At 62.6% G+C, this 25,939-nt stretch carries 26 protein-coding genes and 2 pseudogenes; 1 reads left to right on the top strand and 27 read right to left on the bottom strand.

The features are described from left to right. Window positions 1-10 precede the first annotated feature (10 nt). The 21 genes and pseudogenes from ACZ5KU_RS05520 to trmJ all read right to left on the bottom strand — a co-directional run bounded on the left by ACZ5KU_RS05520 (window position 11) and on the right by trmJ (window position 18,809). A complete protein-coding gene (locus ACZ5KU_RS05520; protein ID WP_054059227.1) occupies window positions 11-802 on the bottom strand; it encodes an amidohydrolase in 792 nt (263 codons plus the stop codon). Beyond that, a complete protein-coding gene (locus ACZ5KU_RS05515) occupies window positions 790-1,938 on the bottom strand; it encodes a pyridoxal phosphate-dependent aminotransferase (RefSeq protein ID WP_054059228.1) in 1,149 nt (382 codons plus the stop codon). The genes ACZ5KU_RS05520 and ACZ5KU_RS05515 overlap by 13 nt, the downstream gene beginning before the upstream one ends. A 114-nt stretch (window positions 1,939-2,052) precedes the next feature. After that, complete coding sequence (gene der, locus ACZ5KU_RS05510; RefSeq protein ID WP_054059229.1) at window positions 2,053-3,522, bottom strand: ribosome biogenesis GTPase Der; 1,470 nt, start codon at window positions 3,520-3,522, stop codon at window positions 2,053-2,055. A gap of 139 nt (window positions 3,523-3,661) precedes the next feature. Continuing rightward, the gene (gene bamB / locus ACZ5KU_RS05505) at window positions 3,662-4,813 is read right to left on the bottom strand and encodes an outer membrane protein assembly factor BamB (protein WP_054061887.1); all 1,152 of its coding nucleotides are present in this window, start codon (window positions 4,811-4,813) and stop codon (window positions 3,662-3,664) included. Beyond that, window positions 4,806-5,447 carry a tetratricopeptide repeat protein gene (locus tag ACZ5KU_RS05500; RefSeq protein ID WP_017904927.1) on the bottom strand — a complete coding sequence of 214 codons (642 nt, stop codon included), beginning with the start codon at window positions 5,445-5,447 and terminating at the stop codon, window positions 4,806-4,808. Before ACZ5KU_RS05500 ends, bamB begins: the two co-directional genes overlap by 8 nt. Before the next feature lie 41 nt (window positions 5,448-5,488). Next, window positions 5,489-6,778 (bottom strand): histidine--tRNA ligase, encoded by a 1,290-nt coding sequence (hisS, locus tag ACZ5KU_RS05495; RefSeq protein WP_054059231.1) that lies wholly within the window; start codon window positions 6,776-6,778, stop codon window positions 5,489-5,491. 22 nt (window positions 6,779-6,800) lie between these two features. After that, complete coding sequence (gene ispG, locus ACZ5KU_RS05490; RefSeq protein WP_054059232.1) at window positions 6,801-7,910, bottom strand: flavodoxin-dependent (E)-4-hydroxy-3-methylbut-2-enyl-diphosphate synthase; 1,110 nt, start codon at window positions 7,908-7,910, stop codon at window positions 6,801-6,803. A 3-nt stretch (window positions 7,911-7,913) separates the two neighbouring features. After that, window positions 7,914-8,918: a RodZ domain-containing protein gene (locus ACZ5KU_RS05485; RefSeq protein WP_054061889.1), complete on the bottom strand. Its 1,005-nt coding sequence runs from the start codon at window positions 8,916-8,918 to the stop codon at window positions 7,914-7,916. After that, a complete protein-coding gene (gene pilW / locus ACZ5KU_RS05480; RefSeq protein ID WP_054057271.1) occupies window positions 8,918-9,676 on the bottom strand; it encodes a type IV pilus biogenesis/stability protein PilW in 759 nt (252 codons plus the stop codon). The genes ACZ5KU_RS05485 and pilW overlap by 1 nt, the downstream gene beginning before the upstream one ends. Before the next feature lie 34 nt (window positions 9,677-9,710). After that, complete coding sequence (gene rlmN / locus ACZ5KU_RS05475; RefSeq protein ID WP_054057272.1) at window positions 9,711-10,859, bottom strand: dual-specificity RNA methyltransferase RlmN; 1,149 nt, start codon at window positions 10,857-10,859, stop codon at window positions 9,711-9,713. A gap of 28 nt (window positions 10,860-10,887) precedes the next feature. Continuing rightward, on the bottom strand, window positions 10,888-11,313 hold the full coding sequence (gene ndk, locus ACZ5KU_RS05470) for a nucleoside-diphosphate kinase (RefSeq protein ID WP_054057273.1): 426 nt from the start codon (window positions 11,311-11,313) through the stop codon (window positions 10,888-10,890). Between the two features lie 104 nt (window positions 11,314-11,417). Continuing rightward, complete coding sequence (iscX, locus tag ACZ5KU_RS05465; RefSeq protein WP_054061891.1) at window positions 11,418-11,618, bottom strand: Fe-S cluster assembly protein IscX; 201 nt, start codon at window positions 11,616-11,618, stop codon at window positions 11,418-11,420. 14 nt (window positions 11,619-11,632) lie between these two features. Continuing rightward, window positions 11,633-11,973: pseudogene (gene fdx, locus ACZ5KU_RS05460) on the bottom strand (ISC system 2Fe-2S type ferredoxin). A 2-nt stretch (window positions 11,974-11,975) separates the two neighbouring features. Next, a pseudogene (gene hscA, locus ACZ5KU_RS05455) lies at window positions 11,976-13,837 on the bottom strand (Fe-S protein assembly chaperone HscA). Between the two features lie 45 nt (window positions 13,838-13,882). Continuing rightward, the gene (hscB, locus tag ACZ5KU_RS05450; RefSeq protein WP_054057277.1) at window positions 13,883-14,404 is read right to left on the bottom strand and encodes a co-chaperone HscB; all 522 of its coding nucleotides are present in this window, start codon (window positions 14,402-14,404) and stop codon (window positions 13,883-13,885) included. Window positions 14,405-14,412: 8 nt separating this feature from the next. Further along, a complete protein-coding gene (gene iscA / locus ACZ5KU_RS05445) occupies window positions 14,413-14,736 on the bottom strand; it encodes an iron-sulfur cluster assembly protein IscA (RefSeq protein WP_017904917.1) in 324 nt (107 codons plus the stop codon). A 45-nt stretch (window positions 14,737-14,781) separates the two neighbouring features. After that, the gene (gene iscU / locus ACZ5KU_RS05440; protein WP_007929523.1) at window positions 14,782-15,168 is read right to left on the bottom strand and encodes a Fe-S cluster assembly scaffold IscU; all 387 of its coding nucleotides are present in this window, start codon (window positions 15,166-15,168) and stop codon (window positions 14,782-14,784) included. Window positions 15,169-15,269: 101 nt separating this feature from the next. Then, window positions 15,270-16,484: an IscS subfamily cysteine desulfurase gene (locus tag ACZ5KU_RS05435; RefSeq protein WP_054057278.1), complete on the bottom strand. Its 1,215-nt coding sequence runs from the start codon at window positions 16,482-16,484 to the stop codon at window positions 15,270-15,272. Window positions 16,485-16,534: 50 nt separating this feature from the next. Next, window positions 16,535-17,026 carry a Fe-S cluster assembly transcriptional regulator IscR gene (iscR, locus tag ACZ5KU_RS05430; RefSeq protein WP_054057279.1) on the bottom strand — a complete coding sequence of 164 codons (492 nt, stop codon included), beginning with the start codon at window positions 17,024-17,026 and terminating at the stop codon, window positions 16,535-16,537. A gap of 245 nt (window positions 17,027-17,271) precedes the next feature. Then, a complete protein-coding gene (gene cysE, locus ACZ5KU_RS05425) occupies window positions 17,272-18,048 on the bottom strand; it encodes a serine O-acetyltransferase (protein ID WP_054061892.1) in 777 nt (258 codons plus the stop codon). A 2-nt stretch (window positions 18,049-18,050) separates the two neighbouring features. Further along, a complete protein-coding gene (gene trmJ, locus ACZ5KU_RS05420; protein WP_054057281.1) occupies window positions 18,051-18,809 on the bottom strand; it encodes a tRNA (cytosine(32)/uridine(32)-2'-O)-methyltransferase TrmJ in 759 nt (252 codons plus the stop codon). A 145-nt stretch (window positions 18,810-18,954) separates the two neighbouring features. Between trmJ and suhB the strand changes: the two genes are divergently transcribed. Then, window positions 18,955-19,770 (top strand): type III secretion system regulator SuhB, encoded by an 816-nt coding sequence (suhB, locus tag ACZ5KU_RS05415; protein WP_017904912.1) that lies wholly within the window; start codon window positions 18,955-18,957, stop codon window positions 19,768-19,770. Between the two features lie 51 nt (window positions 19,771-19,821). Here suhB and ACZ5KU_RS05410 read toward each other — a convergent pair whose 3' ends face one another. The 6 genes from ACZ5KU_RS05410 to queA form a co-directional block, all read right to left on the bottom strand. Beyond that, window positions 19,822-20,376, bottom strand: a complete 555-nt coding sequence (locus ACZ5KU_RS05410) for a glycine zipper 2TM domain-containing protein (RefSeq protein WP_054057282.1) — start codon at window positions 20,374-20,376, stop codon at window positions 19,822-19,824. Window positions 20,377-20,497: 121 nt separating this feature from the next. Beyond that, a complete protein-coding gene (gene secF / locus ACZ5KU_RS05405) occupies window positions 20,498-21,412 on the bottom strand; it encodes a protein translocase subunit SecF (RefSeq protein WP_054057283.1) in 915 nt (304 codons plus the stop codon). A 9-nt stretch (window positions 21,413-21,421) separates the two neighbouring features. Further along, window positions 21,422-23,290: a protein translocase subunit SecD gene (gene secD, locus ACZ5KU_RS05400; protein ID WP_054057284.1), complete on the bottom strand. Its 1,869-nt coding sequence runs from the start codon at window positions 23,288-23,290 to the stop codon at window positions 21,422-21,424. Window positions 23,291-23,352: 62 nt separating this feature from the next. After that, window positions 23,353-23,691: a preprotein translocase subunit YajC gene (yajC, locus tag ACZ5KU_RS05395; RefSeq protein WP_054057285.1), complete on the bottom strand. Its 339-nt coding sequence runs from the start codon at window positions 23,689-23,691 to the stop codon at window positions 23,353-23,355. 36 nt (window positions 23,692-23,727) lie between these two features. Continuing rightward, entirely contained in the window at window positions 23,728-24,843 is a 1,116-nt protein-coding gene (gene tgt, locus ACZ5KU_RS05390) for a tRNA guanosine(34) transglycosylase Tgt (protein WP_162491332.1), read from the bottom strand. 14 nt (window positions 24,844-24,857) lie between these two features. Then, on the bottom strand, window positions 24,858-25,922 hold the full coding sequence (gene queA / locus ACZ5KU_RS05385; protein WP_054057287.1) for a tRNA preQ1(34) S-adenosylmethionine ribosyltransferase-isomerase QueA: 1,065 nt from the start codon (window positions 25,920-25,922) through the stop codon (window positions 24,858-24,860). Window positions 25,923-25,939: the final 17 nt, after the last annotated feature.

Below are 25,939 nucleotides of genomic sequence, written 5' to 3'. Positions count from 1 at the left end.
GACCACCGAATCAGGTGAACTCGAAGCTGTCGGCATCCAGATTGGCCGGAAACCGCTCGCGATACGCCGCCAGCTCGGCAGCGCTGAGGCTGACCTGGAACACGCCATCGGCCTCCCCCGCTCCCAGCAGCGACTCGCCCTGGAAATCCAGCACCTGGCTGTCGCCGGTGTACGAAAAGCCCTTGCCATCGGTCCCGACCCGGTTCACCGCCGCCACATAGCAGAGGTTCTCGATCGCCCGGGCCGGCAACAGGCGATTCCAGTGCAGACGTCGGGCGCCCGGCCAGTTCGCGGTATAAAGCAGCAGATCGGTGTCATGGGCATCCCGACTCCACACCGGGAAACGCAGGTCGTAGCAGATCAGCGGGCGCACCCGCCACCCCTTGAGTTCGAACTGCACCTGGCGCTCGCCAGGGGTGTAGTGGTTGTGCTCGCCCGCCATGCGAAACAGGTGGCGCTTGTCGTAGTGCCAGACCTCGCCATCCGGCCGCGCCCACAGTAGCCGGTTGCGATGGCTGCCATCGGCGGCATGCACGATCACGCTGCCGGTGACCACCGCATCGAGCTTTTTCGCCTGGCGACGCAGCCACTGGGTGGTGGGGCCATTCTCCGGCTCAGCCAGGGTCCTGGACTCCATGGAGAAACCGGTGGTGAACATTTCCGGCAGGATGATCAGATCGGCGCCGCGGGCCTGCTCCAGCAGCACCTCGAAATGCTCCAGGTTGGCCTGACGGTCATGCCAGGCCAGGGACGTCTGTACCAGGGCCAGCTTCAGATCGGGCAACGTACTCAGATCACGCATAATTTCTCCGCCGCTTCACGCAACGTCTCCTCGCGCTTGGCAAAACACAGGCGAACCAGCCGCTGGCCCTCGGGCGGTGTCTGGTAGAACACCGATACCGGGATCGCCGCCACGCCATGCTCGCGGGTCATCCACATCGCCATGTCGACGTCGTTCAGGTCCGGGCGGATCTGCGAGTAATCGACCAGCTGGAAATAGGTACCCGCCACACGCCTGAAGCTGAAACGCGACTGGCTGAGCAGGTCGCAGAACAGGTCGCGCTTTTGCTGGTAGAACGCCGGCAGGCGCTGCACATGGCCGGGGTCTTCTTCCATATAGTCGGCCAGGGCGTACTGCAACGGAGTCACGCCGCAAAAGCTGACGTACTGGTGCACCTTGCGCAATTCGGCACTCAGGGCCGGCGGCGCGATCACGTAGCCGGTCTTCCAGCCGGTGACGTGGTAGGTCTTGCCGAACGAACTGACGACGAACGCACGCTGATAGAGTGCCTCATGGGCCAGCACACTGGCATGCGGCACATCGTCGTAGACCAGGTGCTCATAGACCTCGTCGCTGATCAGGTAGATGTCCCGATCGGCGATCAGCGTCGCCAACTGGTCCAGTTCGGCATGGCTGATCAGCGCACCACTGGGGTTGTGCGGCGTATTGAGAATGATCATCCGGGTCCGCGGACTGAGCGCATCCTCGAGTTTCTGCCAATCGATGGCGAAGTCGTCGAGGCTCAGTTGCACGTGGATGCAGCGCCCGCCGGCCAGTTCCACCGAGGGCTCGTAGCTGTCGTAGCAGGGGTCGAAGACGATGACCTCATCGCCCGGCCGAATCACCGCCTGGATCGCACAGAAGATACCCTGGGTCGCCCCGGGAGTGATCGTCACTTCCGCATCGGCGTTCACATGGACGCCATAGCTGCTGAAGATCTTCGCCGCCACCTGCTGGCGCAGGGCCGGCAGGCCGGTCATCGGCGCATACTGGTTATGGCCGCTGGCAATGTGCCGGGCCACTGCATCGCGCAAGGCTTGCGGGCCATCGAAATCAGGGAAGCCCTGGGACAGGTTCAGTGCGCCGGTTTCCGCGGCGAGCTGGGACATCCGGGTAAAGATGGTGGTGCCGACATTCGGCAACTTGCTGGTGATCATGGGGCCGTTTTCCCTGCTGAACATCCGGCTCTACACGGCACGGGAGGGTTCGAGGATAACGTATCCACCAGGCATGAAAAAGGGCGCCATAGGCGCCCTCTTCCGAGTCCGGAATCAGCGCTTGTCGCGGCGCTTCTTCTCGGCTTTCTTGTGGTGCGACATGAGGCGACGCTTCTTGTTGACCTGACGGTCGGTCAGCGTGTTCTTCTTGCCTTCGAACGGGTTCTCGCCGCCCTTGAACTCGATACGGATCGGGGTACCCACCAGTTTCAGCACACGGCGATAGGTGTTTTCCAGGTACCGCACATAGGAGTTCGGGACCTTCTCCACCTGGTTGCCGTGGATCACGATCAGCGGCGGGTTGGCACCACCGAGGTGGGCATAGCGCAGCTTGATCCGGCGGTTGTTGACCATCGGTGGCGCGTGTTCGGACACCGCGTCCTCGAGGATCTGGGTCAGGCGGCTGGTCGGCCAGCGGGTCACCGCCGACTTGAACGAGTTCTGCACCGACTGGTACAGGTTGCCCACGCCGGTGCCGTGCAGCGCCGAGATGAAGTGGATGTCGGCGAAGTCGACGAAGAACAGCCGGCGCTCCAGCTCGGTCTTCACGTAGTCACGCTCGCCCGGGGTCATGCCGTCCCACTTGTTCAGGGCGATGACCAGCGCGCGACCGGCTTCCAGGGCGAAGCCGAGCAGGTTCAGGTCGTGGTCGACCACACCTTCGCGGGCGTCCATCACGAAGATCACCACGTTGGCGTCCTTGATCGCCTGCAGGGTCTTCACCACCGAGAACTTTTCGACTTCCTCGTGGATCTTGCCGCGCTTGCGCACACCGGCGGTGTCGATCAGCGTGTACTTCTCGTCGTTGCGCTCGAACGGGATGTAGATACTGTCACGGGTGGTACCTGGCTGGTCATAGACGATCACCCGGTCCTCACCGAGCATACGGTTGACCAGGGTCGACTTGCCGACGTTCGGCCGACCGATGATGGCGATCTTGATGCCATCCTTCTCGCTCGGGCCCGGAATGCGCGTGGCCTCCTCGCCTTCGGCAACCTCTTCGGCCTCGCCTTCTTCAGGTTCCGCCTCGTCCCGAGGGAAGTCACCCAGGACGATTTCCAGCATCTGGTTGATACCACGACCGTGGGCGCCGGCGATCGGCAGCGCGTCGCCCAGGCCCATGGGGCTGAACTCGGCACGTGCCATATCCGGATCGATGTTGTCGATCTTGTTGGCGACCACGTAGGAACGCTTGTTGCGCTTGCGCAGGTGCTCGCCGATCATCTGGTCGGCAGCGGTGTAGCCGGCCTTGGCATCCACCAGGAACAGCACGACATCGGCTTCTTCAATGGCCAGCAGCGACTGCTCGGCCATCTTCTCGTCCATGCCGTGCTCGTCGCCGGAGATACCGCCGGTGTCGATCACAATATAGGAACGCCCCTGCCACTTAGCCTCACCGTACTGGCGATCACGGGTCAGACCGGACAGGTCGCCGACGATGGCGTCGCGGCTGCGGGTCAGGCGATTGAACAGGGTGGACTTGCCGACGTTCGGTCGGCCCACCAGGGCGATTACGGGAACCATGCGGCTCTCCACTTCGTTATTTCAGAAAATACAAAAGCCGCTGCGTGGCAGCGGCTGGTGCTCGGGGGCGGCGCCGGAAGGTGCCGCAAACCTCGCAGAGCGAGGCCGCTTGGGGATTCCCCCAAGCATAGTCAAAGCCTTACTTGATGGTCAGGGCTTCCAGTTTGCCGCTGTTGCCATACACATAAATCATGTCACCCACCACCAGCGGACGAACCCGCAGGCCATCGCTGTCGATACGCTCGCGACCGACGAAACGACCGTCCACCTGGCTCAGCAGGTGCAGGTAGCCTTCGAAGTCGCCGACCGCCACATAGCTGGAAAATACTTCCGGTGCCGACAGTTGACGGCGGGCCAGGGAGTCGTTGCTCCAGATCGCGGTGGTGGAACGCTCGTCGACACCTTCGACGGTGCCCGAGGCCAGGGCGACGTAAACGCTGCCGAAGCCCTGGGCGACACCGGCGTAGCTGGAGGCATCACGCTGCCAGAGGATCCGGCCGCTTTCCAGGTCCAGTGCGGCCATGCGGCCCTGGTAGCTGGCGACATACAGGGTGCCGCCGGACAACAGCAGGCCACCGTCGATGTCGACCACACGCTCCAGTTCCGAACGACCCTGTGGAATCGCCACGCGGGTTTCCCAGGCCGGCACGCCGTTCTGGGTATCCAGCGCGACGACCTTGCCGGTCGACAGGCCAGCCACCGCCAGGTGGTTGGTCACCAGCGGCGCACCGGTGCCGCGCAGGGTCAGTACTGCCGGCGAGCTGTCGTACAGCCAGCGCTGGTTGCCGGTGGAGGCGTCGAGACCGATCACGCGGTCATCCTGGGTCTGCACCACCACCACGTCGCCGTTGGTTGCCGGCGGAGCCAGCACCTCGCTGGTGACGCGGGAGCGCCATTTCTCTTCGCCGCTGCCGGAATCCAGGGCAATGACTTCGCCCTTGAGGGTCCCCAGCAGCACCAGGCCGTAGCCGACGCCGACACCACCGGAAACCGGCAGCTCCAGGTCCTTCTTCCACTTCACGTCGCCGTTCATGCGGTCCATGGCCACCACGACGCCGCTGTCATCAGCCGCGTAGAGGGTGTCACCGTCAACCGCTGGAACCAGCAGGTTGTAGATCTTGCCCTGGCCATCGCCAATGGAGCGGCTCCACTGCTTCTGCAGAACCACTTCTTCCTTGAAGGAAGTCAGCTCGGCCGGCGGCAATTCTTTCTTGCTGTTGCTGCTGCAACCCGCGGCCAGAATGGCCAGGGCCAGCAATGCTGCATGTTTCCAACGGATCACGTCACGCATCCCCTTTGGCCAGGTCGTCGAGCTTGATTTGTAAGCCACCGACCGCCGCTTCATCGGAAAGCGCCGCCTTGGCCTTTTGGTACGCAGCATGGGCTTCATCGTTACGACCCAGTTGAACCAGCAGGTCCCCCTTGAGTTCTTCGCGACTGGCCAGGAACGCCTTGTCGGTATCGCCGTCGAGCAGCTTGAGTGCCTCGTCGGCCTTGTTCTGGGCAGCCAACACCTGGGCCAGGCGCTGACGCGCGACTTCGCCCAGGGTGGCATTGACCGGCTTGTCGACCACGGCCTTGAGCTCGGTGGCGGCATCGTCCAGCTTGCCGGTGTCGACCGCGACCTTGGCGACGAACAGGCTGCCGTATTGCGCGTAGGCACTGCCGCCATACTGGGTATTGAGCTTGCCGGCCAGGTCGGCGACGCGCGCCGGATCAGGCTTGCCGTCCGGTGTCAGGGTGCTTTCCAGCAGTTCCTGGTAGAGCACCGAGGCACCTTGCGACTGGTTGTTCTGGTACTTGTGCCAGGCCTGCCAGCCGAACACCACCACCAGCGCCAGCAGGCCACCGGTGACCAGGGGTTTGCCGTTGCGCTGCCACCATTCCTTCAACTCGGCTACGTGATCTTCTTCGGAACTCGACACCCCAATACTCCTTATTCTCTAAATCGGCTGTTCTAACAGCTTCAACCCTGCACGACGCAGGTGGACAAGTGCTCGGAAAGAGCATCCCAGGCAATGCTTTGTTGCTCGCCCTGGCCACGCAGGGGTTTGAAACCTACCACTTGCTGAGCCAATTCGTCGTCTCCGAGGATCAAGGCGTACAGCGCACCACTCTTGTCAGCTTTCTTGAACTGGCTCTTGAAGCTACCGGCACCGGCATTGATCTGCAAACGCAGGTTCGGCAACCGGTCGCGGACCTTCTCGCTCAGGGCCAGTGCCGCCAGCTCGGCGGCCTCGCCGAAGGCGCACAGGTACACGTCGACCTGGCGGGAAATCTCTTCAGGCACCTGCTCCAGGGTTTCCAGCAGCAGGATCAGGCGTTCGATACCCATGGCGAAACCGACGCCCGGAGTCGGCTTGCCGCCCATCTGCTCGACCAGGCCGTCGTAGCGGCCGCCGGCACAGACAGTGCCCTGGGCACCCAGTTGGTCGGTGACCCACTCGAACACGGTCTTGCTGTAGTAATCCAGGCCACGGACCAGCTTGGGGTTGATCACGTAGGGGATGCCGGCCGCATCGAGGCGGGCCTTGAGGCCCTCGAAGTGCAGGCGCGACTCTTCGTCGAGGTAGTCGGCCAGCTTCGGCGCGTCCACCAGCACGGCCTGGGTGTCGGCGTTCTTGGTGTCGAGCACGCGCAGCGGGTTGGTCTTGAGACGACGCTGGCTGTCTTCGTCCAGTTGATCGAAGCGCGCGGACAGGTACTCCACCAGGGCCTCGCGATAGCGGCCACGGGATTCGCTGGTGCCCAGGCTGTTGAGTTCCAGCTTGACCGCGTTGCGGATGCCCAGCAGGCCCCACAGGCGCCAGGTCAGCACGATCAGTTCGGCGTCGATGTCCGGGCCGTCGATGTTGAAAACTTCGCAGCCGATCTGGTGGAACTGGCGGTAGCGGCCTTTCTGCGGACGCTCGTGGCGGAACATCGGCCCGATGTACCACAGCTTCTGTTGCTGGCCGCCACCGCTGATGCCGTGCTCCAGCACCGCACGCACGCAGGCCGCGGTGCCTTCCGGACGCAGGGTCAGGGAATCGCCGTTGCGGTCTTCGAAGGTGTACATCTCTTTTTCGACGATGTCGGTCACTTCACCGATGGAGCGCTTGAACAGCTCGGTGAATTCGACGATCGGCGTGCGGATCTGCTTGTAACCGTAGTTATCCAGCAGACGGGCGACGGTGCCCTCGAAATAGCGCCACAGCGCCGTCTGCTCGGGCAGGATGTCATTCATGCCACGAATGGCTTGCAGGGACTTGCTCACAGATATTCCTTAAATTCTTCGATCAGCCGCGGGCGATGAGGGCCGCGTCGGCTTCGACCTTTTCGGCCGCCTTCTGCCGGATGAGCTTTTCCAGCTCCTCCACCAGGTTGTCATTCGTCAGTTTCTGCGACGGCTTGCCGTCGATATAGATCAGGTTCGGTGTACCGCCGGTCAGGCCGATATGGGCTTCCTTGGCTTCACCGGGCCCGTTCACCACACAGCCGATCACCGCGACATCCATCGGCACCAGCAGGTCTTCCAGGCGCCCTTCCAGCTCGTTCATGGTCTTGACCACATCGAAGTTCTGACGCGAGCAGCTCGGGCAGGCGATGAAGTTGATCCCACGGGACCGCAGGTGCAAGGACTTGAGAATGTCGTAGCCGACTTTCACTTCCTCGACCGGGTCGGCCGCCAACGAGATGCGAATAGTATCGCCAATCCCTTCGGCCAGCAGCATACCGAGGCCGACCGCCGATTTCACCGTACCTGAACGCAAACCGCCAGCCTCGGTGATGCCCAGGTGCAACGGCTGGACGATTTCCTTGGCCAGCAGGCGGTAGGCTTCCACCGCCATGAACACGTCGGAGGCCTTCACACTGACCTTGAAGTCCTGGAAGTTCAGGCGCTCCAGATGCTCCACATGGCGCAGCGCGGACTCTACCAGCGCCGCCGGGGTCGGCTCGCCGTACTTCTTCTGCAGGTCCTTTTCCAGCGAACCGGCATTGACACCGATGCGGATCGGGATCCCACGGTCGCGGGCCGCATCGACCACCGCACGCACCCGGTCTTCACGACCGATGTTGCCCGGGTTGATCCGCAGGCAGTCCACACCCAGCTCGGCCACCCGCAAGGCGATCTTGTAGTCGAAGTGGATGTCGGCAACCAGCGGCACCTTGACCTGCTGCTTGATCCGGCCGAAGGCTTCGGCAGCGTCCATGTCCGGCACGGAAACCCGGACGATATCGACGCCCGCCGCTTCCAGACGGTTGATCTGGGCCACCGTGGCAGCCACGTCATTGGTGTCGCTGTTGGTCATGCTCTGCACCGCGATAGGCGCATCACCGCCCACCGGCACCGAGCCGACCCAGATTTTACGCGATTCGCGACGCTTGATTGGGGATTCGCCGTGCATGACTTATTGACCTAGCTTCAGGCGAGCAGTCTCGCCGCTGGTGAACGGGGCGACATCGACCGCCTGCCCGTTGTAGGTGACCTGTGCGCCCTTGGCATAGCCCAGGCGTACCGCGAACGGCGGCTTGCCGCTGACTTCGAGCGAATCGCCCTTGCGCTTGAGGCCGCTGAACAGCACCTTGCCACCGCCGTCGGTGACCTGAGTCCAGCAATCGGCGATGAAGGTCACATGAACCTGCCCGGCGCCGGCCACCGGCACACTGGCCGCGGCGGCCGGTGCGCCCGGAGCGCCATTGACCGGAGCGGTCGGCGACACCGGCGACACCGGGCTCGGCGCCGGCTGTGGCGCAACCACCAGCGATTGCGCCGCATGGGGCACCGGCACCACGGCCTGGGTGGCAGGCGCTGCCGGAGCCGTCGGCGCTGGAGCCGCGGTTTCGGCGGCTGGCGCGGCCGGCTCCGCTTCCGGGCTGGACTGGTTCTGGGCGACCGCCTGGTCTTCCGGCTCGTCGATCGGATGAATCTGCGTGGTGCCGTCGGCGCTTTCGACTTCGACGTGCTCCATGCTGATCGCCGCCTGATCCTTGGTGCGCTGGCTGGTCTGGTCCTGCCACCAGACAAAGCCGCCACCGATCACGGCAATCAGCAGCAACAGGCTGACGATTCGCAAAATGGTGTGGGAAACCCGCACCGGCTCTTCGATGCGACCCAGGGCATGCACATTGCTGCCCTGGGAGTCGGTGCCGGTGCACTGGTCGAACTGCTGGACCAGAACGGTCTGGTCCATGCCCAGCAACTTGGCGTAGGCACGGATATAACCCCGGGCAAAGGTATGCCCTGGCAACTTGTCGAAGGCACCGGCCTCCAGGTTGCTCAGGGAGGTGCTCGTCAGGTTGAGCTTGAGGGCCACTTCGGCCAGCGTCCAGCCATTGCTTTCGCGGGCCTGACGCAGGGTCTCACCGGGATTTACGCGAGTGGCTGCTACAACTTCTGGATGCGCCGCTTTCATCATTGCTCCGACAGGTATTGCTGATATTCCGGCGTACCGGGATAGAGTCGTTTTAATTGCAGGCCGTAACTGGCGACCTTGTCGCGATCTTCGTAAATCTTCGCCAGGCGGATACCGAGCAACAGACTACGGGCATTCTGCTCGCTGAGCTGGCTGAACCGCTCGTAATAATCACGCGCCGGCACATAATGCCTGTCTTCGTAAGACAACTCAGCCATTTCCAGCAAGGCACGTGGCTGCTGGCGGTTGAGTCGCAGGGATTTGTCCATGTTCTGCCGTGCCAACTCCCGATCGCCCAGGGCCAGGGCGGTCAGGCCGAGGTTCTCGTAGACCCGTGAACGCTCGGGATAAAGGCTGTCGGCAGCGGCTTGCTCGAAGCGCTCGTAGGCCTGCTTGTACTGCTTGCGCTCGTACAGGAAACCACCGTAGTTGTTGAGGATCCGCGCATCGTTCGGGCGCGAGGACAACGCCTTGCGAAAATGCTGGTCGGCCAGGTCCCATTCCATCTCGGCCTGGAACACCAGCGCCAGGGCGGCGTTGGCATCGGCATCGGAGCTGTTCAGTTCCAGCGCCTTCTTCAGGGGCACCTTGGCCTGCTCGGTCTGGCCCTGCTGCAGATAGCCGATGCCCAGCTGGACATAAGCCATGCGCGCCTCATCACGCCCCTTGCCGGTACTCATCGGATCGACATTGCCAGTCGAAACGCAGCCGGCCAGCAGGCCGGCGAACAGTACGGAGAGCGCTAGGCGCAGGGTCATGGAGTTCCTCTCTCAAGATCAGCTCAAGATCAGCTCAGGTTCGACTCGAAGCGCTGCGAGACATATCGGCATCGGCGCTCAGTTCGCGCACCGCGATATAACGCTCGCTACGACGGGTGCGATCCAGCACCTGCCCGACCAACTGCCCGCAGGCAGCATCGATGTCTTCACCGCGAGTGGTACGCACGGTGACGTTGTAGCCGGCCTGGTGCAACAGATCCTGGAAGCGCCGGATCGCGTTGTTGCTCGGGCGCTCGTAACCGGAGTGCGGGAACGGGTTGAACGGGATCAGGTTGATCTTGCACGGCGTGTCCCTGAGCAGCTCGATCATCTCGACCGCGTGCTCGGGCTGATCGTTGACATCCTTGAGCAGGGTGTACTCGACCGTCAGCACGCGCTTTTCGCCCAGGCTCGACATGTAGTTGCGGCACGATTCGAGCAGCATCTTGAGCGGGTACTTCTTGTTGATCGGTACCAGCTGGTTGCGCAGCGCATCGTTCGGTGCGTGCAGGGACAACGCCAGGGACACGTCGATGTGCTTGGCCAGCTCATCGATCATCGGTACCACACCGGAGGTCGACAGGGTCACGCGGCGCTTGGAGATGCCGTAGCCCAGGTCGTCCATCATCAGGTGCATGGCGGCGATGACGTTGTCGAAGTTCAGCAGCGGCTCGCCCATGCCCATCATCACCACGTTGGTGATGGCGCGGTCGATGGTCGCCGGGACGCTGCCGAAGGATTTGTTGGCAATCCACACCTGGCCGATCACTTCGGCGGCGGTGAGGTTGCTGTTGAAGCCTTGCTTGCCGGTGGAGCAGAAACTGCAGTCCAGGGCACAGCCGGCCTGGGACGAAACGCACAAGGTACCGCGCTTGCCCTGGGGAATGTAGACGGTCTCGACACAGCTGCCGGACGCCACGCGCACCACCCACTTGCGGGTGCCGTCGCTGGAAATGTCCTCGCTGACCACTTCGGGACCGCGAATCTCGGCAACGTTCTTGAGCTTTTCGCGCAAGGCCTTGCCCAGATTGGTCATGGCGTCGAAATCGTCGACGCCAAAGTGGTGAATCCACTTCATGATCTGACCGGCACGGAAACGCTTCTCCCCGATCGAGTCGAAGAATTTCTCCATTTCCGGCTGGGTCAGCCCCAGCAGGTTGGTTTTAACAGCAGATGTAGTCATGGATTCACCTTCACTCGTCAGCCGTGGCTTAGCGAGTGGTTACTTCAGTAGCAGCGAAGAAGTAAGCGATTTCGCGAGCAGCGGCAGCTTCGGAGTCCGAACCGTGAACGGCGTTGGCGTCGATGGACTCGGCGAAGTCGGCACGGATGGTGCCTGGAGCGGCTTCTTTCGGGTTGGTGGCGCCCATCAGTTCGCGGTTGCGCGCGATAGCGTTCTCGCCTTCCAGAACCTGGACGACAACCGGACCGGAAGTCATGAAGGCAACCAGGTCAGGGAAGAAGCCACGAGCGCTGTGCTCGGCGTAGAAGCCTTCGGCTTCGGCTTTCGACAGCTGCTTCAGCTTCGAAGCGACAACGCGCAGGCCGGCTTTTTCGAAACGGGTGGTGATCTCACCGATGACGTTTTTTGCAACAGCGTCAGGCTTGATGATGGAGAAAGTGCGTTGAACAGCCATGGTGTAACTCCAGAAACGATAATTTGCGAAAAATTAAACCCGCGAATTATACGCGGGTTCTTGGGTATTGCCTAACTCGGGTATTGCTTGATCTTACCGCCGGATCAGTCGCGCTCCTCGATCCAGCAGCCTTGGATGGCCTCAAGGACCTTCTCGCCACCACGAGCCGGATCGTCGTCGAAATCCGGCAGGTGAATGACCCAGTTGTGCAGATCGACGAAATTGACCGACATCGGGTCGACTTCCGGTTTGCTTTCAGCCAGCTGGATGGCGATCTCCAGCACATCAGTCCACTTCAAACCCATGATAGATCCTTGAATCAATGCGGTGCTTCGGCAGCATGGTTGAGCGAATACTTGGGAATCTCGACCGTCAGGTCCTCGGTGCCGACGATCGCCTGGCACCCCAGGCGCGACTGCGCCTCCAGCCCCAGGCGCGATCGAGGAAATCTTCCTCCAACTCATCGGCCTCTTCCAGCGAGTCGAAGCCCTCGCGGATGATGCAGTGACAGGTGGTGCAGGCACACACGCCACCGCAGGCGCTTTCCATCTCGATATGGTGCTCGTGGGCCAGTTCGAGGATCGAGATGCCGGGCTCGGCCTCGACCACCATGCCATCCGGGCAAAACTTCTCGTGGGGCAGAAAAATGACCTGCGGCATCGTTATTCCTCAATCTCGTTCAGGTTGCGTCCGGCCAGCGCGGCTTTCACCGTCGAATCCAGGCGTCGGGCCGCAAAGGCATCGGTCACTTGCGACAGACGCTTGGTCTGCTGCTCGATGGCGTGGCCATCGGTTCCCTTTATCAGTTCGCTCAGTTCCTGCACCTGCAACTCGATGACCAGGCGCTCCTCGGCGTCGAGCAGGCGCTCGCCATCCGCCTCCAGGGCGCCCTGCACCGCCTCGATCAGGCGCTGGGCGTCGACCTGCTGCTCACGCAGCACGCGAGCGACCTTGTCGTCACCGGCGTACTGGAACGAATCCTTGAGCATCCGGGCGATTTCGCCGTCGGTCAGGCCGTAGGACGGTTTGACCTGGATGCTCGCCTCGACGCCCGACCCCAGCTCACGGGCCGAAACACTGAGCAGACCGTCGGCATCGACCTGGAAGGTCACGCGGATCTTCGCCGCGCCGGCGACCATGGCCGGAATGCCACGCAGTTCGAAGCGCGCCAGCGAGCGGCAGTCACTGATCAATTCACGTTCGCCTTGCAGCACGTGGATCGCCATGGCCGTCTGGCCGTCCTTGTAGGTGGTGAAGTCCTGGGCGCGCGCCACGGGAATGGTGGTATTGCGCGGAATCACCTTCTCCATCAGGCCACCCATGGTTTCGAGCCCCAGGGACAGCGGGATGACATCCAGCAGCAGCAATTCGCCGCCGTCGCGCTTGTTGCCGGCCAGGGTATCGGCCTGGATCGCGGCGCCAATGGCGACCACCTGGTCCGGATCGATCTCGGTCAGCGGCTGGCGGCCGAACATCTCGGCCACCGCCTCACGCACACGCGGCACACGGGTCGAACCACCGACCATCACCACGGCATGCACGTCTTCGAGCTCGACGTTCGAGTCACGCACGGCACGGCGGCAGGCCTTGAGGCTGCGGGCGATCATCGGCTCGATCAGCCCGTCGAAGGCTTCACGGGTCAGCGGTGCACGCCAGTCGCCATAAACCACTTCGACAGTTGCCGCATCGGTCAGCGCTTCCTTGGCCGCGCAGGCGGCCTGCAACAGGCTGCGCTGCGCGCCCGGATCGAGATCCACCGACAAGCCGGCCTGCTCGATGATCCAACCGGCGATCGCATGGTCGAAATCGTCGCCACCCAGGGCACTGTCGCCACCGGTGGCCAGTACTTCGAATACCCCGCCGGTCAGGCGCAGGATCGAAATATCGAAAGTGCCGCCCCCAGGTCATAGATCGCCACCACCCCTTCGGCGTGCTGGTCCAGGCCATAGGCCACCGCCGCGGCGGTCGGCTCGTTGAGCAGGCGCAGCACGTTCAGCCCGGCCAGACGGGCCGCATCCTTGGTTGCCTGGCGCTGGGCATCGTCGAAGTAGGCCGGCACGGTGATCACCGCCCCGACCAGTTCACCACCCAGGGTCGCCTCGGCGCGCTGGCGCAGCACCCGCAGGATATCGGCGGAAACCTCCACCGGGCTCTTCGGCCCCTGCACGGTGTCGATGAACGGCATGTGCGACTCACCGCCAACGAAGCGGTAGGGCAGTTGCTCGCCCAACTGCTTGACGTCCGACAGGCCACGGCCCATCAGACGCTTGACCGACAACACGGTATTGAGCGGATCACTGGAGGCCGCCAGACGGGCCGACAGGCCTACTTCGACGCGATCGGCGTGATAGCGCACCGCGGACGGCAGGATCACCTGCCCGTCGGCATCGGCCAGGGGCTCGGAAAGACCACTGCGCAATGCAGCGACCAGCGAATTGGTAGTACCCAGGTCAATCCCCACCGCCAGACGACGCTGGTGCGGCTGTGGGCTTTGGCCTGGTTCGGCGATCTGCAGTAGGGCCATGGTTATCTGGACTTATCTGGATATCAGGCGTGCGGCAGCACGGAGTTAATCGTCGAGGCGCTCTTCTAACTGGCGCACTTCGTAGGTGAGCTTGTCGAGGAACTGCATGCGCCGCATCAGGCGTTCGGCCTGTTCGCGTTGCGCAGCATCGCTCCAGCAAGCTGCGAAGCTGTCGTTCAATTCATCCTGGGCGACCTTCAGGCGCCGCTTGAATGCGGCAATGCCCGGCAGATCGGCGTCGTCCTGCAGATCTTCGAGTTCTTCACGCCACTGCATCTGCTGCATGAGGAAATCGGGATCGTGCACGGTGACCTCCACCGGCAGCTCGCCGCCATTGAGCGCCAGCAGGTAACGCGCGCGCTTGGGCGGACTCTTGAGGGTCTGGTAGGCCTCGTTGAGGCTGGCGGAACGCTCGAGCGCCAGCCGCTGCTCACGCTCGGAGGCATCGGCGAAACGGTCCGGATGAACGGCGCGCGCCAACTCGCGATAGCGCGCGGCCAACTGATCGAGGTCCAGCGTGAAGCTCGGTTGCAGCTCGAACAAGGCGAAATGACAAGGAGTACCCACGAATGGCCTCAGACGTTGAAGCTTTCGCCGCAGCCACACTCACCGCGCACGTTGGGGTTGTTGAACTTGAAGCCCTCGTTCAACCCTTCCTTGACGAAATCCAGCTCGGTGCCATCAAGGTAGGCCAGACTCTTCGGGTCGATGATCACTTTTTCGCCGTGACTCTCGAACACCTGGTCTTCCGCCACCACCTCGTCGACGAACTCCAGCACGTAGGCAAGGCCGGAACAGCCTGTGGTGCGAACACCCAGGCGAATGCCTTCACCCTTGCCGCGCCCGTCGAGGGAGCGTCGCACGTGTCGAGCAGCCGCTTCTGTCATGCTGATAGCCATCGGGGACTCCTTAGCTTTTCGCTCAAATCTTCAACGCCGGATCGGTCAGATCAGGCCTTTCTTCTGCTTGTAGTCGCGAACGGCGGCCTTGATGGCGTCTTCGGCGAGAACGGAGCAGTGGATCTTCACCGGCGGCAGGGCCAGTTCTTCGGCCAGCTGAGTGTTCTTGATGGTCTCTGCTTCATCCAGAGTCTTGCCCTTCATCCACTCGGTCGCCAGGGAGCTGGAAGCAATAGCCGAGCCGCAACCGTAGGTCTTGAACTTGGCATCTTCGATGATGCCCTGCTCGTTGACCTTGATCTGCAGACGCATCACGTCACCACACGCCGGGGCGCCGACCATGCCGGTACCGACATCCGGGTCCTCGGCATTCATCTTGCCGACGTTGCGCGGGTTTTCGTAGTGGTCGATGACCTTTTCACTGTAAGCCATGGTACTTATTCCTCACTCATCAGGGCCGCTCTCGACCCTGCAGCTACGCCAGACATCATTTGCCGCGTCGCTACAGGATCTGTATGTGGCGGCTTCTTTATTTAGTGTGCCGCCCACTCGATCTTCGAGATATCGACGCCATCCTTGAACATGTCCCACAGCGGCGACAGGGCGCGCAGTTTGGTGACCGCCTCGCAGACCTTCTGCGCGGCGTAGTCGATTTCTTCCTCGGTGGTGAAACGGCCGAAGGTGAAGCGGATCGAGCTGTGCGCCAGTTCGTCGTTGCGGCCCAGGGCACGCAGTACGTACGACGGCTCCAGCGAAGCCGAGGTGCAGGCCGAACCGGAGGAGACCGCCAGGTCCTTGAGTGCCATGATCAGCGACTCGCCTTCGACGTAGTTGAAGCTCAGGTTCAGGTTGTGCGGTACGCGAGCGGTCAGGCTGCCGTTGACGTACAGCTCCTCCAGGTGCTCGACCTGCTTGAAGAAACGGTCGCTCAGGGCCTTGATACGGACATTCTCGGCAGCCATGTCTTCCTTGGCCACACGGAAGGCTTCACCCATGCCGACGATCTGGTGGGTCGCCAGGGTGCCGGAGCGCATGCCGCGCTCGTGACCACCGCCATGCATGGTCGCCTCCAGGCGCACACGCGGCTTGCGGCTGACGTACAGCGCGCCGATGCCTTTCGGACCATAGGTCTTGTGGGCGGAGAAGGACATCAGGTCGACCTTCAGCTTCTGCAGGTCGATCTCGACCTTGCCGGTCGACTGGGCCGCGTCAACGTGGAACAGCACACCGCGCGAGCGGGTCAGCTCGCCAATGGCGGCGATGTCGTTGACGGTGCCGATTTCGTTGTTCACGTGCATCACCGACACCAGGATGGTGTCTTCGCGCAGGGCGGCTTCGACCATGGCGGGGGTGATCAGGCCGTCTTCACCCGGCTCGATGTAGGTGACCTCGAAACCTTCGCGCTCCAGTTGGCGCATGGTGTCGAGGACCGCCTTGTGCTCGATCTTGCTGGTGATCAGGTGCTTGCCCTTGGTGTGGTAGAAATGCGCGACACCCTTGATCGCCAGGTTGTCGGACTCGGTGGCACCGGAAGTCCAGACGATTTCACGCGGGTCGGCGTTGACCAGGTCGGCCACCTGGCGACGGGCGTTTTCCACTGATTCCTCGGCCTTCCAGCCGAACACGTGGGAGCGCGATGCCGGGTTGCCGAAGTTTCCGTCGACCAGCAGGCATTCACTCATCTTTTGCGCGACACGCGGATCAACCGGGGTGGTCGCTGAGTAATCAAGGTAAATCGGCAATTTCATGGACTATCTCCTAAATCAGGCTGGCTGGCGCACCGCTGGCTCTCTGGCTGTCATTCGACGGCGGACGCTTCGATCTTATCCAGGCGCGGCGCCTTGCCATTACAGCGGCGCTGGTCCTGACGCAGGGCAACCTCTTGCACTTCACGGCGAGTGACAAGGTCTGCCAGACTGATGCCACTGAGAAATTCGTGGATCTGCAGGCTGAGGTCGCACCACAGGTGGTGGGTCAGGCAGGTGTCGCCGGAATGGCAATCACCCAGCCCCTGGCATTTGGTGGCGTCGACCGATTCATTCACTGCATCGATCACCTGGGCGACCTGGATTCCCTGCATGTCGCGCGACAGCTGGTAGCCGCCACCCGGACCACGGACGCTGGAAACCAGGTTGCTGCGGCGCAGCTTGGCGAACAGCTGTTCGAGGTAGGACAGGGAGATGCCTTGGCGCTCGGAGATATCGGCCAGGGACACCGGCCCGTGTTGCGCGTGCAACGCCAGGTCAAGCATGGCGGTCACGGCGTATCGGCCTTTTGTAGTCAGTCGCATGGACAATTACCACGGAGTTACGGAATGGGTACGAGTATGCGATTCCCGAGTATTTAAGTCAACTATAAAACCTAGTACTTTAGTCAGGTTTACCCGTAAAAGAGCGCGCGTATGATAGCAAAGTCAGCGCGTAATGGCATCGCGCTAGACCGATGGTTTTCGCGGGGGCGCTCAGATGACACTCCTGGCGATCCTGGAGTCATTCGCGGGCAAGCCCGCGAATGGGCCCGAAAGCCCAACACAGGTCAGCCAGCCTTGGCCTCACCCTCGGCCTTCACCTCGGCAAAGCCCTCGCAGTGCAGCTCCGGCAGATCCTTGGCGCAATAGTTGCTGCCCAAATCCTTCAGCGCACCACACATCCCCTCCAGACGCCCATCGACCGCCTGCAGGTGATCGAGCATCTGTCCGATAGCCCGCGCCACCGGGTCCGGCATATCGCCACTCACCCCGTAGGCATCGAAACCGAGCTTCTCGGCCATCGCCTTGCGCTTGGCCTCCTGCTCGTCGTCGGACTTCATGATGATCCGCCCGGGAATACCGACCACCGTGGCACCGGCCGGAACCGCCTTGGTCACCACCGCATTGGAACCGACCTTCGCCCCGGCACCGACCGTGAACGGCCCCAGCACCTTGGCACCGGCACCGACCACCACCCCATCCTCCAGGGTCGGGTGGCGCTTGCCCTTGTTCCAGCTCGTGCCGCCCAGGGTCACGCCCTGATAGATGGTCACGTCATTGCCGATCTCGGCCGTTTCGCCGATCACGATCCCCATGCCGTGGTCGATGAAGAACCGCCGCCCGACCTTGGCACCCGGGTGAATCTCGATGCCGGTCAGCCAACGCCCGAAGTTCGACACCACCCGCGCCAGCAGCTTCCAGTTGCGCACCCACAACCCGTGACTCAGGCGATGCAGCCAGATGGCATGCATGCCCGGGTAGCAGGTCAGCACCTCAAAGGCATTGCGCGCCGCCGGGTCACGATGGAATACGCTTTGGATATCTTCACGCAAACGCTCGAACATCATCATTCCTTCCGCTTAAGGAGCTCGCCACGGGCCGCTTTCTGGGTTTCCGTGAGGATGCCACGCAAAATATTCATTTCCACCCGACTGATCGAGCTACGACCATACAGCCGGCGCAGGCGCGCCATCAGGTGCCGGGGCTTCTGCGGATCGAGGAACTCGATAGCCACCAGCGTCTGCTCCAGATGCTCGTAGAAGCGCTCCAGCTCATCCATGGTAACCAGTTCGTCACCGACATCATCCTTCTCGACCCTGTGCGGCTGACCTTCCAGTGCCAGCCAGGCCATGCGCACCTCATAACTCAACACCTGCACCGCGGCCGCCAGGTTCAGCGAGCTGAAGCCGGGGTCCGACGGGATATGCACGTGGTAATGACATCGCTGCAGTTCATCGTTGGTCAGGCCGGAATCCTCGCGACCGAACACCAGGGCGATCTGCGCCCCCTGCGCCGCCTCCTCGACCACCTTCACTCCGCATTCGCGCGGCTCCAGCATCGGCCAGGGCAGGCTGCGGTCACGGGCACTGGTGCCCAGCACCAGGGTGCAGCCGGCCAGGGCCTGCTCCAAGGTAGCGACGACTTCGGCGTTTTCAAGGATATCGGTGGCCCCGGAGGCCCGGGCGTCGGCTTCGGCGGAAGGAAAAACCCGCGGCTCGACCAGCACCAGACGCGACAGCCCCATGTTCTTCATGGCTCGTGCAGCCCCACCGATATTGCCCGGATGACTGGTATTGACCAGGACGATACGAATATTTTGCAGCACGACGAAGCGCTCTCGGACAAGGCAAAGGGGAGCAAATCTTACAGAAGCACTGGGGTTTGCGCCACGAAACCGAATGTCGTCCTTCACCGGCAAGACTTTTCTGTTAGAATGTTCGGCTTTCTTTAACACTCTAGGTGAAATGTCCATGCAGCCCATGCTGAATATCGCGCTGCGCGCCGCCCGCGCCGCCAGTGAATTGATCTTCCGCTCCATCGAGCGCCTGGATAGCATCAAGGTCGACGAAAAAGACGCCAAGGACTACGTGTCCGAGGTCGATCGTGCCGCCGAGCAGAAAATCATCGACGCGCTGCGCAAGGCGTATCCGACCCACGCCATCCGCGGCGAAGAAACCGGCTTCCACGCCGGCAGCGGCGAAGGCGAAGACTACCTGTGGATCATCGACCCACTCGATGGCACCACCAACTTCCTGCGTGGCATTCCCCACTTCTCGGTCAGCATTGCCTGCAAATACCGTGGCCGCCTGGAGCACGCCGTGGTCCTGGACCCGGTTCGCCAGGAAGAATTCACCGCCAGCCGTGGCCGTGGCGCCCAACTGAACGGCCGCCGCCTGCGCGTCAGCCCGCGTACCAGCCTCGACGGCGCCCTGCTGGGTACCGGCTTCCCGTTCCGTGACGACCAGATGGACAACCTGGACAACTACCTGGGCATGTTCCGCGCCCTGGTCGGCCAGACCGCCGGCATCCGCCGCGCCGGTTCCGCCGCCCTGGACCTGGCCTACGTGGCCGCCGGTCGTTTCGACGCCTTCTGGGAGTCGGGCCTGTCCGAATGGGACATGGCAGCCGGCGCCCTGCTGATCCAGGAAGCGGGCGGCCTGGTGAGCGACTTCACCGGCGGCCACGACTTCCTCGAGAAAGGCCATATCGTCGCCGGCAACACTAAGTGCTTCAAGGCCGTACTGACGGCGATCCAGCCGCACCTGCCGGCTTCGCTGAAGCGCTAAGACGCCAGAACGAAAAAAGCACCCCGAGGGGTGCTTTTTTTGTGCCTGCGATTACTGACCTGGCTGGGCCGGAGCCTGGCTCAGAATCAGCCGACCGTCCTTGTCCACCGGGATCTGGTTGCCCGGATCACGGTCCATGCGTACCCGACCTTCCTTGCCGTCGAGCTGGTAACGCACGTCGTAGCCGACGATCTTGTCACTGATATCATTGACCGTGTTGCAGCGGGTCTGGGTCGTGGTGTAAGTGTCACGCTCCTGCATGCCCTCCTGCACCTTGTTCCCCGCATAACCGCCACCCACGGCACCGACCACGGTCGCCAGGGTCTTGCCACGACCATTGCCCACCAGGCTGCCGAGCAGGCCGCCGCCGACCGCACCGATCGCGGTACCGGCCAGACGGTGCTCGTCCTGCACCGGTTTCTGCCGGGTCACGGCAACATCCTTACAGACTTCGCGTGGCGTCTTCACCTGGGTTTTCACCGGCTCGACCGCCAACACTTGCGCATACTCAGGGCCGCTCTTCACCATGCTGTAGGTCGCAACAGCACCTCCGGCGGTGACACCGACAGCACCCAGCACAGCACCCACCAGCAACGACTTGTTCACGTGAACCTCCTGACCATCACAAGCGGAACCTTTCCGCATCTCTCCTAGCCTTGGAACATGAAAAAAGGCGCGAGTTCAATACTCGCGCCTTTCAGGGTGACAGTCGGAGGGAGGACGGACGTCAAGGACGGTCGTCGATTTCCTTCTGGGTGTTGGCCGGAGGAATCAGGTCCTCGCTGCTCAGGTTCAGCCAGATCAGCACCACGTTGGCGATATAGATCGACGAGTAGGTGCCCGCCAGCACACCGACGAACAGCGCCACGGAGAAGCCGTGCAGGTTGTCGCCACCGAAGAACAGCAGCGCCGCGATCGCCAGCAGGGTGGAGATCGAGGTTGCCATGGTCCGCAGCAGGGTCTGGGTGGTCGAGATATTGATGTTCTCGATCAGGCTGGCCTTGCGCAGTACCCGGAAGTTCTCCCGAACCCGGTCGAATACCACGATGGTATCGTTGAGCGAGTAGCCGATGATCGCCAGTACCGCCGCCAGCACCGTCAGGTCGAAGGTGATCTGGAAGAACGACAGGATACCCACGGTCACCACCACGTCGTGCACCAGTGAGACGATGGCACCGACCGCGAACTTCCACTGGAAGCGGAAGGCCAGGTAGATCAGGATGCCGCCCAGCGCCATCAGCATGCCGAGGCCGCCCTGGTCGCGCAGCTCCTCACCCACCTGCGGACCGACGAACTCGACACGCTTGACCTGTGCCGGGTTGTCGCCGCCGACCTTCTGCAGCGCCTCGGCCACCTGGTGACCCAGTTGCGGGTCTTCACCCGGCATGCGCACCAGCAGGTCGGTAGTCGCACCGAAGCTCTGCACGATCGCCTCGTGATAACCGGCGTCGCCCAGTTGCGCACGGACCTTGGTCACGTCCGCCGGACGCTCGTAGGTCAGCTCGATCAGCGTACCGCCGGTAAAGTCCAGACCGTAGTTCAAGCCCTTGTGGAACCAGCTGAACAACGCCAGGGCGGTGAGGAGCACAGTGACGCCGAACGCAACGTTGCGGACGCCCATGAAATTGATTGTACGTAACATGGCAGCCCCTTAAATCCACAACTTCTTGAAGTCACGACCGCCGAAGATCAGGTTGACCATCGCGCGGGTCACCATGATGGCCGTGAACATCGAGGTAAAGATCCCGAGGGACATGGTTACCGCGAAGCCCTTGACCGGACCGGTGCCCATGGCGAACAGGATACCGCCCACCAGCAGGCTGGTCAGGTTGGCGTCGACGATCGCCGTATAGGCACGGTTGAAGCCTTCGTTGATCGCCCGCTGAACGGTCATGCCCGCGGCGATCTCTTCGCGGATACGCGAGAAGATCAGCACGTTGGCGTCCACCGCCATACCCATGGTCAACACGATACCGGCGATACCCGGCAGGGTCAGCGTCGCCCCCAGCAGGGACATCAGCGCCAGCAGCACGACCATGTTGAAGGCCAGCGCCACGGTGGCGATGATGCCGAAGAAGCGGTAGATCGCGATGATGAACAGCGAGACGAACAGCATGCCCCACAGCGACGCATCGATACCCTTGGTGATGTTGTCGGCACCCAGGCTCGGGCCGATGGTACGTTCTTCAGCGAAGTACATCGGCGCGGCCAGACCACCGGCACGCAGCAGCAGGGCCAGTTCAGACGACTCGCCCTGGCCATTCAGGCCGGTGATACGGAACTGCGAGCCCAGCGGCGACTGGATGGTCGCCAGGCTGATGATCTTCTTGTCTTCCTTGAAGCTCTGTACCGCGACTTCCTTCTCGACGCCGTCGACCACCTGCTTGGTGTAGGTGGTGACCGGACGCTGCTCGATGAAGATCACCGCCATCTGGCGACCGACGTTGGTGCGCGTGGCACGGCTCATCAGCTCGCCACCATGGCTGTCCAGGTGGATGTTCACTTCCGGGCTGCCGTGCTCGCCGAAACCGGCCTTGGCATCGGTCACCTGGTCACCGGTGATGATCAGGCCACGCTCGATCAGCGCAGGCGGACGCTTGCCCTCACGGAATTCGAATTCTTCGGAGGTCGCCTTCGACGCGCCCGGCTCGGCGGCCAGGCGGAACTCGAGGCTGGCGGTCTTGCCGAGGATCCGCTTGGCTTCCGCGGTGTCCTGCACGCCCGGCAGCTCGACCACGATGCGGTTGGCGCCCTGACGCTGTACCAGCGGCTCGGCCACACCCAGCTCGTTGACGCGGTTACGTACCGTGGTCAGGTTCTGCTTGATGGAGTATTCGCGAATTTCCGCCAGCTTGGCCGGGGTCATCGCCAGACGCAGTACCGGCTGGCCATTCAGGTCGGCGGGAACAATGTCGAAATCGTTGAAACCCTTGCGAATCAGGGCACGGGCCTGCTCGCGGGTATCGTTGTCGGTGAAGCCCAGCTGAATGGCACCATTGAGCTGCGGCAGGCTGCGGTAACGGACACGCTCCTTGCGCAGCAGGCTCTTGACGTCGCCTTCATAGACTTTCAGACGGGCGTCGACAGCCTTGTCCATGTCCACTTCCAGCAGGAAGTGCACACCACCGGACAGGTCCAGCCCCAGCTTCATCGGGTGCGCGCCGAGGTTGCGCAGCCACTGCGGGGTGGTCTGGGCCAGGTTGAGCGCCACCACGTAATCGTCGCCGAGCGCCTTGCGCACGACATCCTTGGCTGGCAACTGGTCTTCCTGCTTGCTCAGGCGCAGCAGGCCATCCTTGCCGTTGGCGGCCAGGGTAGCGGCCTTGACGTTGATACCGGCATCGGTGAGCGCCTTGCTCGCCCGATCCAGATCGGCCTGGTTGACCTGCAGCGCCGTGCTGGCACCACTGACCTGGATAGCCGGATCGTCAGGGTAGAGATTGGGAGCGGAATAAATAAAACCGATCGCCAGCACCACCACGATCAGTACGTATTTCCACAGAGGGTATTTGTTCAGCATCACGCCGCCCGCTTATGACGCGGGGCGCCTTGCGCGCCCCGTCGATTGTTGAATATTGAAACTCAGATCGCTTTCAGTGTGCCTTTAGGCAGAGTGGCCGCGACGGCACCCTTCTGGAACTTCATTTCGACGGTATCGGAAATCTCCAGGACCACGAACTCGTCGGTCACCTTGACGATCTTGCCGGCGATACCACCGGTGGTCACCACTTCGTCACCCTTGGCCAGGCTGCTCAGCAGGTTCTTCTGCTCCTTGGCACGCTTGGCCTGCGGACGCCAGATCATCAGGTAGAAGATGACCAGGAAGCCGACCAGGAAAATCCACTCGAAGCCGCCCGCAGGACCAGCGGCAGCAGCAGGGGCCGCGCCGTCGGCGAACGCGTTAGAGATGAAAAAGCTCATTTAGCACTCCAGTTGCAAGAATACGATTCTGAAAAGTCAGTCCAAGGGCGGTACGGGAAGCCCGCGCTTGGCGTAGAAGGCATCGACAAAGGCGGCCAATGTACCCTGTTGAATAGCCTCGCGCAAACCAGCCATCAGGCGCTGGTAATGCCGCAAGTTGTGGATGGTATTCAACATACTCCCGAGCATTTCGCCGCACTTGTCCAAATGATGCAGATAAGCACGGGAGAAGTTCTGGCAGGTGTAGCAATCGCAGGTCGGATCCAGCGGCGAATCATCATGGCGATGGAACGCGTTACGGATCTTCAGCACACCGGTGTCGACGAACAGATGCCCATTGCGGGCATTACGGGTTGGCATCACGCAATCGAACATGTCCACCCCGCGGCGCACACCCTCCACCAGATCTTCCGGCTTGCCAACACCCATAAGGTAACGAGGTTTGTCAGCAGGCATCCGCCCTGGCAGGTAGTCCAGCACCCTGATCATCTCGTGCTTGGGCTCGCCCACCGACAGGCCGCCGATGGCCAGGCCGTCGAAGCCGATCTTCTCCAGGCCCTCCAGGGAGCGCATGCGCAGGTTCTCATGCATGCCGCCCTGGACGATGCCGAACAGCGCCGCGGTGTTGTCGCCATGGGCGTTCTTCGAACGCTGGGCCCAGCGCAGCGACAGCTCCATCGACACCCGGGCGACGTCCTCATCGGCCGGATACGGCGTGCACTCGTCGAAGATCATCACGATGTCCGAGCCCAGGTCGCGCTGCACCTGCATCGACTCTTCCGGGCCCATGAACACCTTGGCGCCGTCGACCGGCGAGGCGAAGGTCACGCCCTCCTCCTTGATCTTGCGCATGGCGCCCAGGCTGAACACCTGGAAACCACCCGAGTCGGTGAGGATCGGGCCCTTCCACTGCATGAAATCGTGCAGGTCGCCATGCGCCTTGATCACCTCGGTGCCCGGGCGCAGCCACAGGTGGAAGGTGTTGCCGAGGATGATCTCGGCGCCGGTGGCGACGATATCCCGAGGCAGCATGCCCTTGACCGTGCCGTAGGTGCCCACCGGCATGAAGGCCGGGGTCTCGACGGTGCCGCGCGGGAACGTCAGGCGACCGCGGCGGGCCTTGCCATCGGTGGCCAGCAACTCGAACGACATACGACAGGTACGACTCATGCTTGATCCTCGGGTGCCGATGCCTGGGGTCCGGTCGGCGCGGGGTTGCGGGTGATGAACATGGCATCACCGTAACTGAAGAAGCGGTAACCGTTGTCCACGGCGGCCTGGTAGGCGGCCATGGTCTCGGGATAACCGGCGAAGGCCGAAACCAGCATCAGCAGCGTGGATTCGGGCAGATGGAAGTTGGTGACCAGGGCGTCGACCACATGGAACGGCCGACCCGGGTAGATGAAAATGTCGGTATCGCCACTGAACGGCTTGAGCACGCCATCGCGGGCGGCGCTTTCCAGCGAACGTACGCTGGTGGTGCCCACGGCAATCACCCGACCACCACGGGCGCGGCAGGCGGCAACGGCATCCACCACGTCTTGGCCGACTTCCAGCCATTCGCTGTGCATATGGTGGTCTTCGATGCGCTCCACGCGCACCGGCTGGAAGGTCCCGGCACCGACGTGCAGGGTGACGAACGCGGTCTCGACGCCCTTGGCCGCGATCGCCTCCAGCAGCGGCTGGTCGAAGTGCAGGCCGGCCGTCGGCGCGGCGACGGCGCCCAGGCGCTCGGCATAGACCGTCTGGTAGCGCTCGCGGTCGGCGCCCTCGTCAGGACGGTCTATATAAGGAGGCAAAGGCATATGGCCGACGCGCTCCAGCAATGGCAGCACTTCCTCGGCGAAGCCCAACTCGAACAGCGCATCATGCCGGGCCAGCATCTCGGCCTCGCCACCGCCCTCGATCAAAATCTTCGAACCGGGCTTGGGCGACTTGCTGGAACGCACGTGGGCCAGCACGCGATGGCTGTCGAGTACCCGCTCCACCAGGATCTCCAGCTTGCCGCCGGAGGCCTTCTGGCCGAACAGACGGGCCGGAATCACCCGGGTGTTGTTGAACACCATCAGGTCGCCCGGGTGCAGATACTCGAGCAGATCGGTGAATTGACGATGAGCCAGGGCACCGCTGGGCCCATCGAGGGTCAGCAGGCGGCTGTGGCGACGCTCGGCCAGCGGATGGCGAGCGATCAGGGAATCGGGGAGTTCGAAAGTAAAGTCAGCGACGCGCATGATGGGGGTTCGTCCAG

The organism is Pseudomonas sp. Tof1, assembly GCF_055390395.1.
This window is presented reverse-complemented; position numbering and strand designations above follow the sequence as displayed.

What these genes read in the sequence shown, in the direction of transcription:
- iscU (WP_007929523.1), bottom strand. Translation starts at nt 15,168, where the DNA reads ATGGCTTACAGTGAAAAGGTCATCGACCACTACGAAAACCCGCGCAAC.
- ndk (WP_054057273.1), bottom strand. Translation starts at nt 11,313, where the DNA reads ATGGCTGTTCAACGCACTTTCTCCATCATCAAGCCTGACGCTGTTGCA.
- iscX (WP_054061891.1), bottom strand. Translation starts at nt 11,618, where the DNA reads ATGGGTTTGAAGTGGACTGATGTGCTGGAGATCGCCATCCAGCTGGCT.
- iscR (WP_054057279.1), bottom strand. Translation starts at nt 17,026, where the DNA reads ATGCGACTGACTACAAAAGGCCGATACGCCGTGACCGCCATGCTTGAC.
- ACZ5KU_RS05520 (WP_054059227.1), bottom strand. Translation starts at nt 802, where the DNA reads ATGCGTGATCTGAGTACGTTGCCCGATCTGAAGCTGGCCCTGGTACAG.
- ACZ5KU_RS05485 (WP_054061889.1), bottom strand. Translation starts at nt 8,918, where the DNA reads ATGAAAGCGGCGCATCCAGAAGTTGTAGCAGCCACTCGCGTAAATCCC.
- queA (WP_054057287.1), bottom strand. Translation starts at nt 25,922, where the DNA reads ATGCGCGTCGCTGACTTTACTTTCGAACTCCCCGATTCCCTGATCGCT.
- secD (WP_054057284.1), bottom strand. Translation starts at nt 23,290, where the DNA reads ATGCTGAACAAATACCCTCTGTGGAAATACGTACTGATCGTGGTGGTG.
- cysE (WP_054061892.1), bottom strand. Translation starts at nt 18,048, where the DNA reads ATGTTCGAGCGTTTGCGTGAAGATATCCAAAGCGTATTCCATCGTGAC.
- iscA (WP_017904917.1), bottom strand. Translation starts at nt 14,736, where the DNA reads ATGGCTATCAGCATGACAGAAGCGGCTGCTCGACACGTGCGACGCTCC.
- yajC (WP_054057285.1), bottom strand. Translation starts at nt 23,691, where the DNA reads ATGAGCTTTTTCATCTCTAACGCGTTCGCCGACGGCGCGGCCCCTGCT.
- ACZ5KU_RS05515 (WP_054059228.1), bottom strand. Translation starts at nt 1,938, where the DNA reads ATGATCACCAGCAAGTTGCCGAATGTCGGCACCACCATCTTTACCCGG.
- der (WP_054059229.1), bottom strand. Translation starts at nt 3,522, where the DNA reads ATGGTTCCCGTAATCGCCCTGGTGGGCCGACCGAACGTCGGCAAGTCC.
- bamB (WP_054061887.1), bottom strand. Translation starts at nt 4,813, where the DNA reads ATGCGTGACGTGATCCGTTGGAAACATGCAGCATTGCTGGCCCTGGCC.
- pilW (WP_054057271.1), bottom strand. Translation starts at nt 9,676, where the DNA reads ATGACCCTGCGCCTAGCGCTCTCCGTACTGTTCGCCGGCCTGCTGGCC.
- rlmN (WP_054057272.1), bottom strand. Translation starts at nt 10,859, where the DNA reads ATGACTACATCTGCTGTTAAAACCAACCTGCTGGGGCTGACCCAGCCG.
- suhB (WP_017904912.1), top strand. Translation starts at nt 18,955, where the DNA reads ATGCAGCCCATGCTGAATATCGCGCTGCGCGCCGCCCGCGCCGCCAGT.
- ACZ5KU_RS05435 (WP_054057278.1), bottom strand. Translation starts at nt 16,484, where the DNA reads ATGAAATTGCCGATTTACCTTGATTACTCAGCGACCACCCCGGTTGAT.
- ispG (WP_054059232.1), bottom strand. Translation starts at nt 7,910, where the DNA reads ATGCACGGCGAATCCCCAATCAAGCGTCGCGAATCGCGTAAAATCTGG.
- tgt (WP_162491332.1), bottom strand. Translation starts at nt 24,843, where the DNA reads ATGTCGTTCGAGTTGCTGGCCACCGATGGCAAGGCCCGCCGCGGTCGC.
- secF (WP_054057283.1), bottom strand. Translation starts at nt 21,412, where the DNA reads ATGTTACGTACAATCAATTTCATGGGCGTCCGCAACGTTGCGTTCGGC.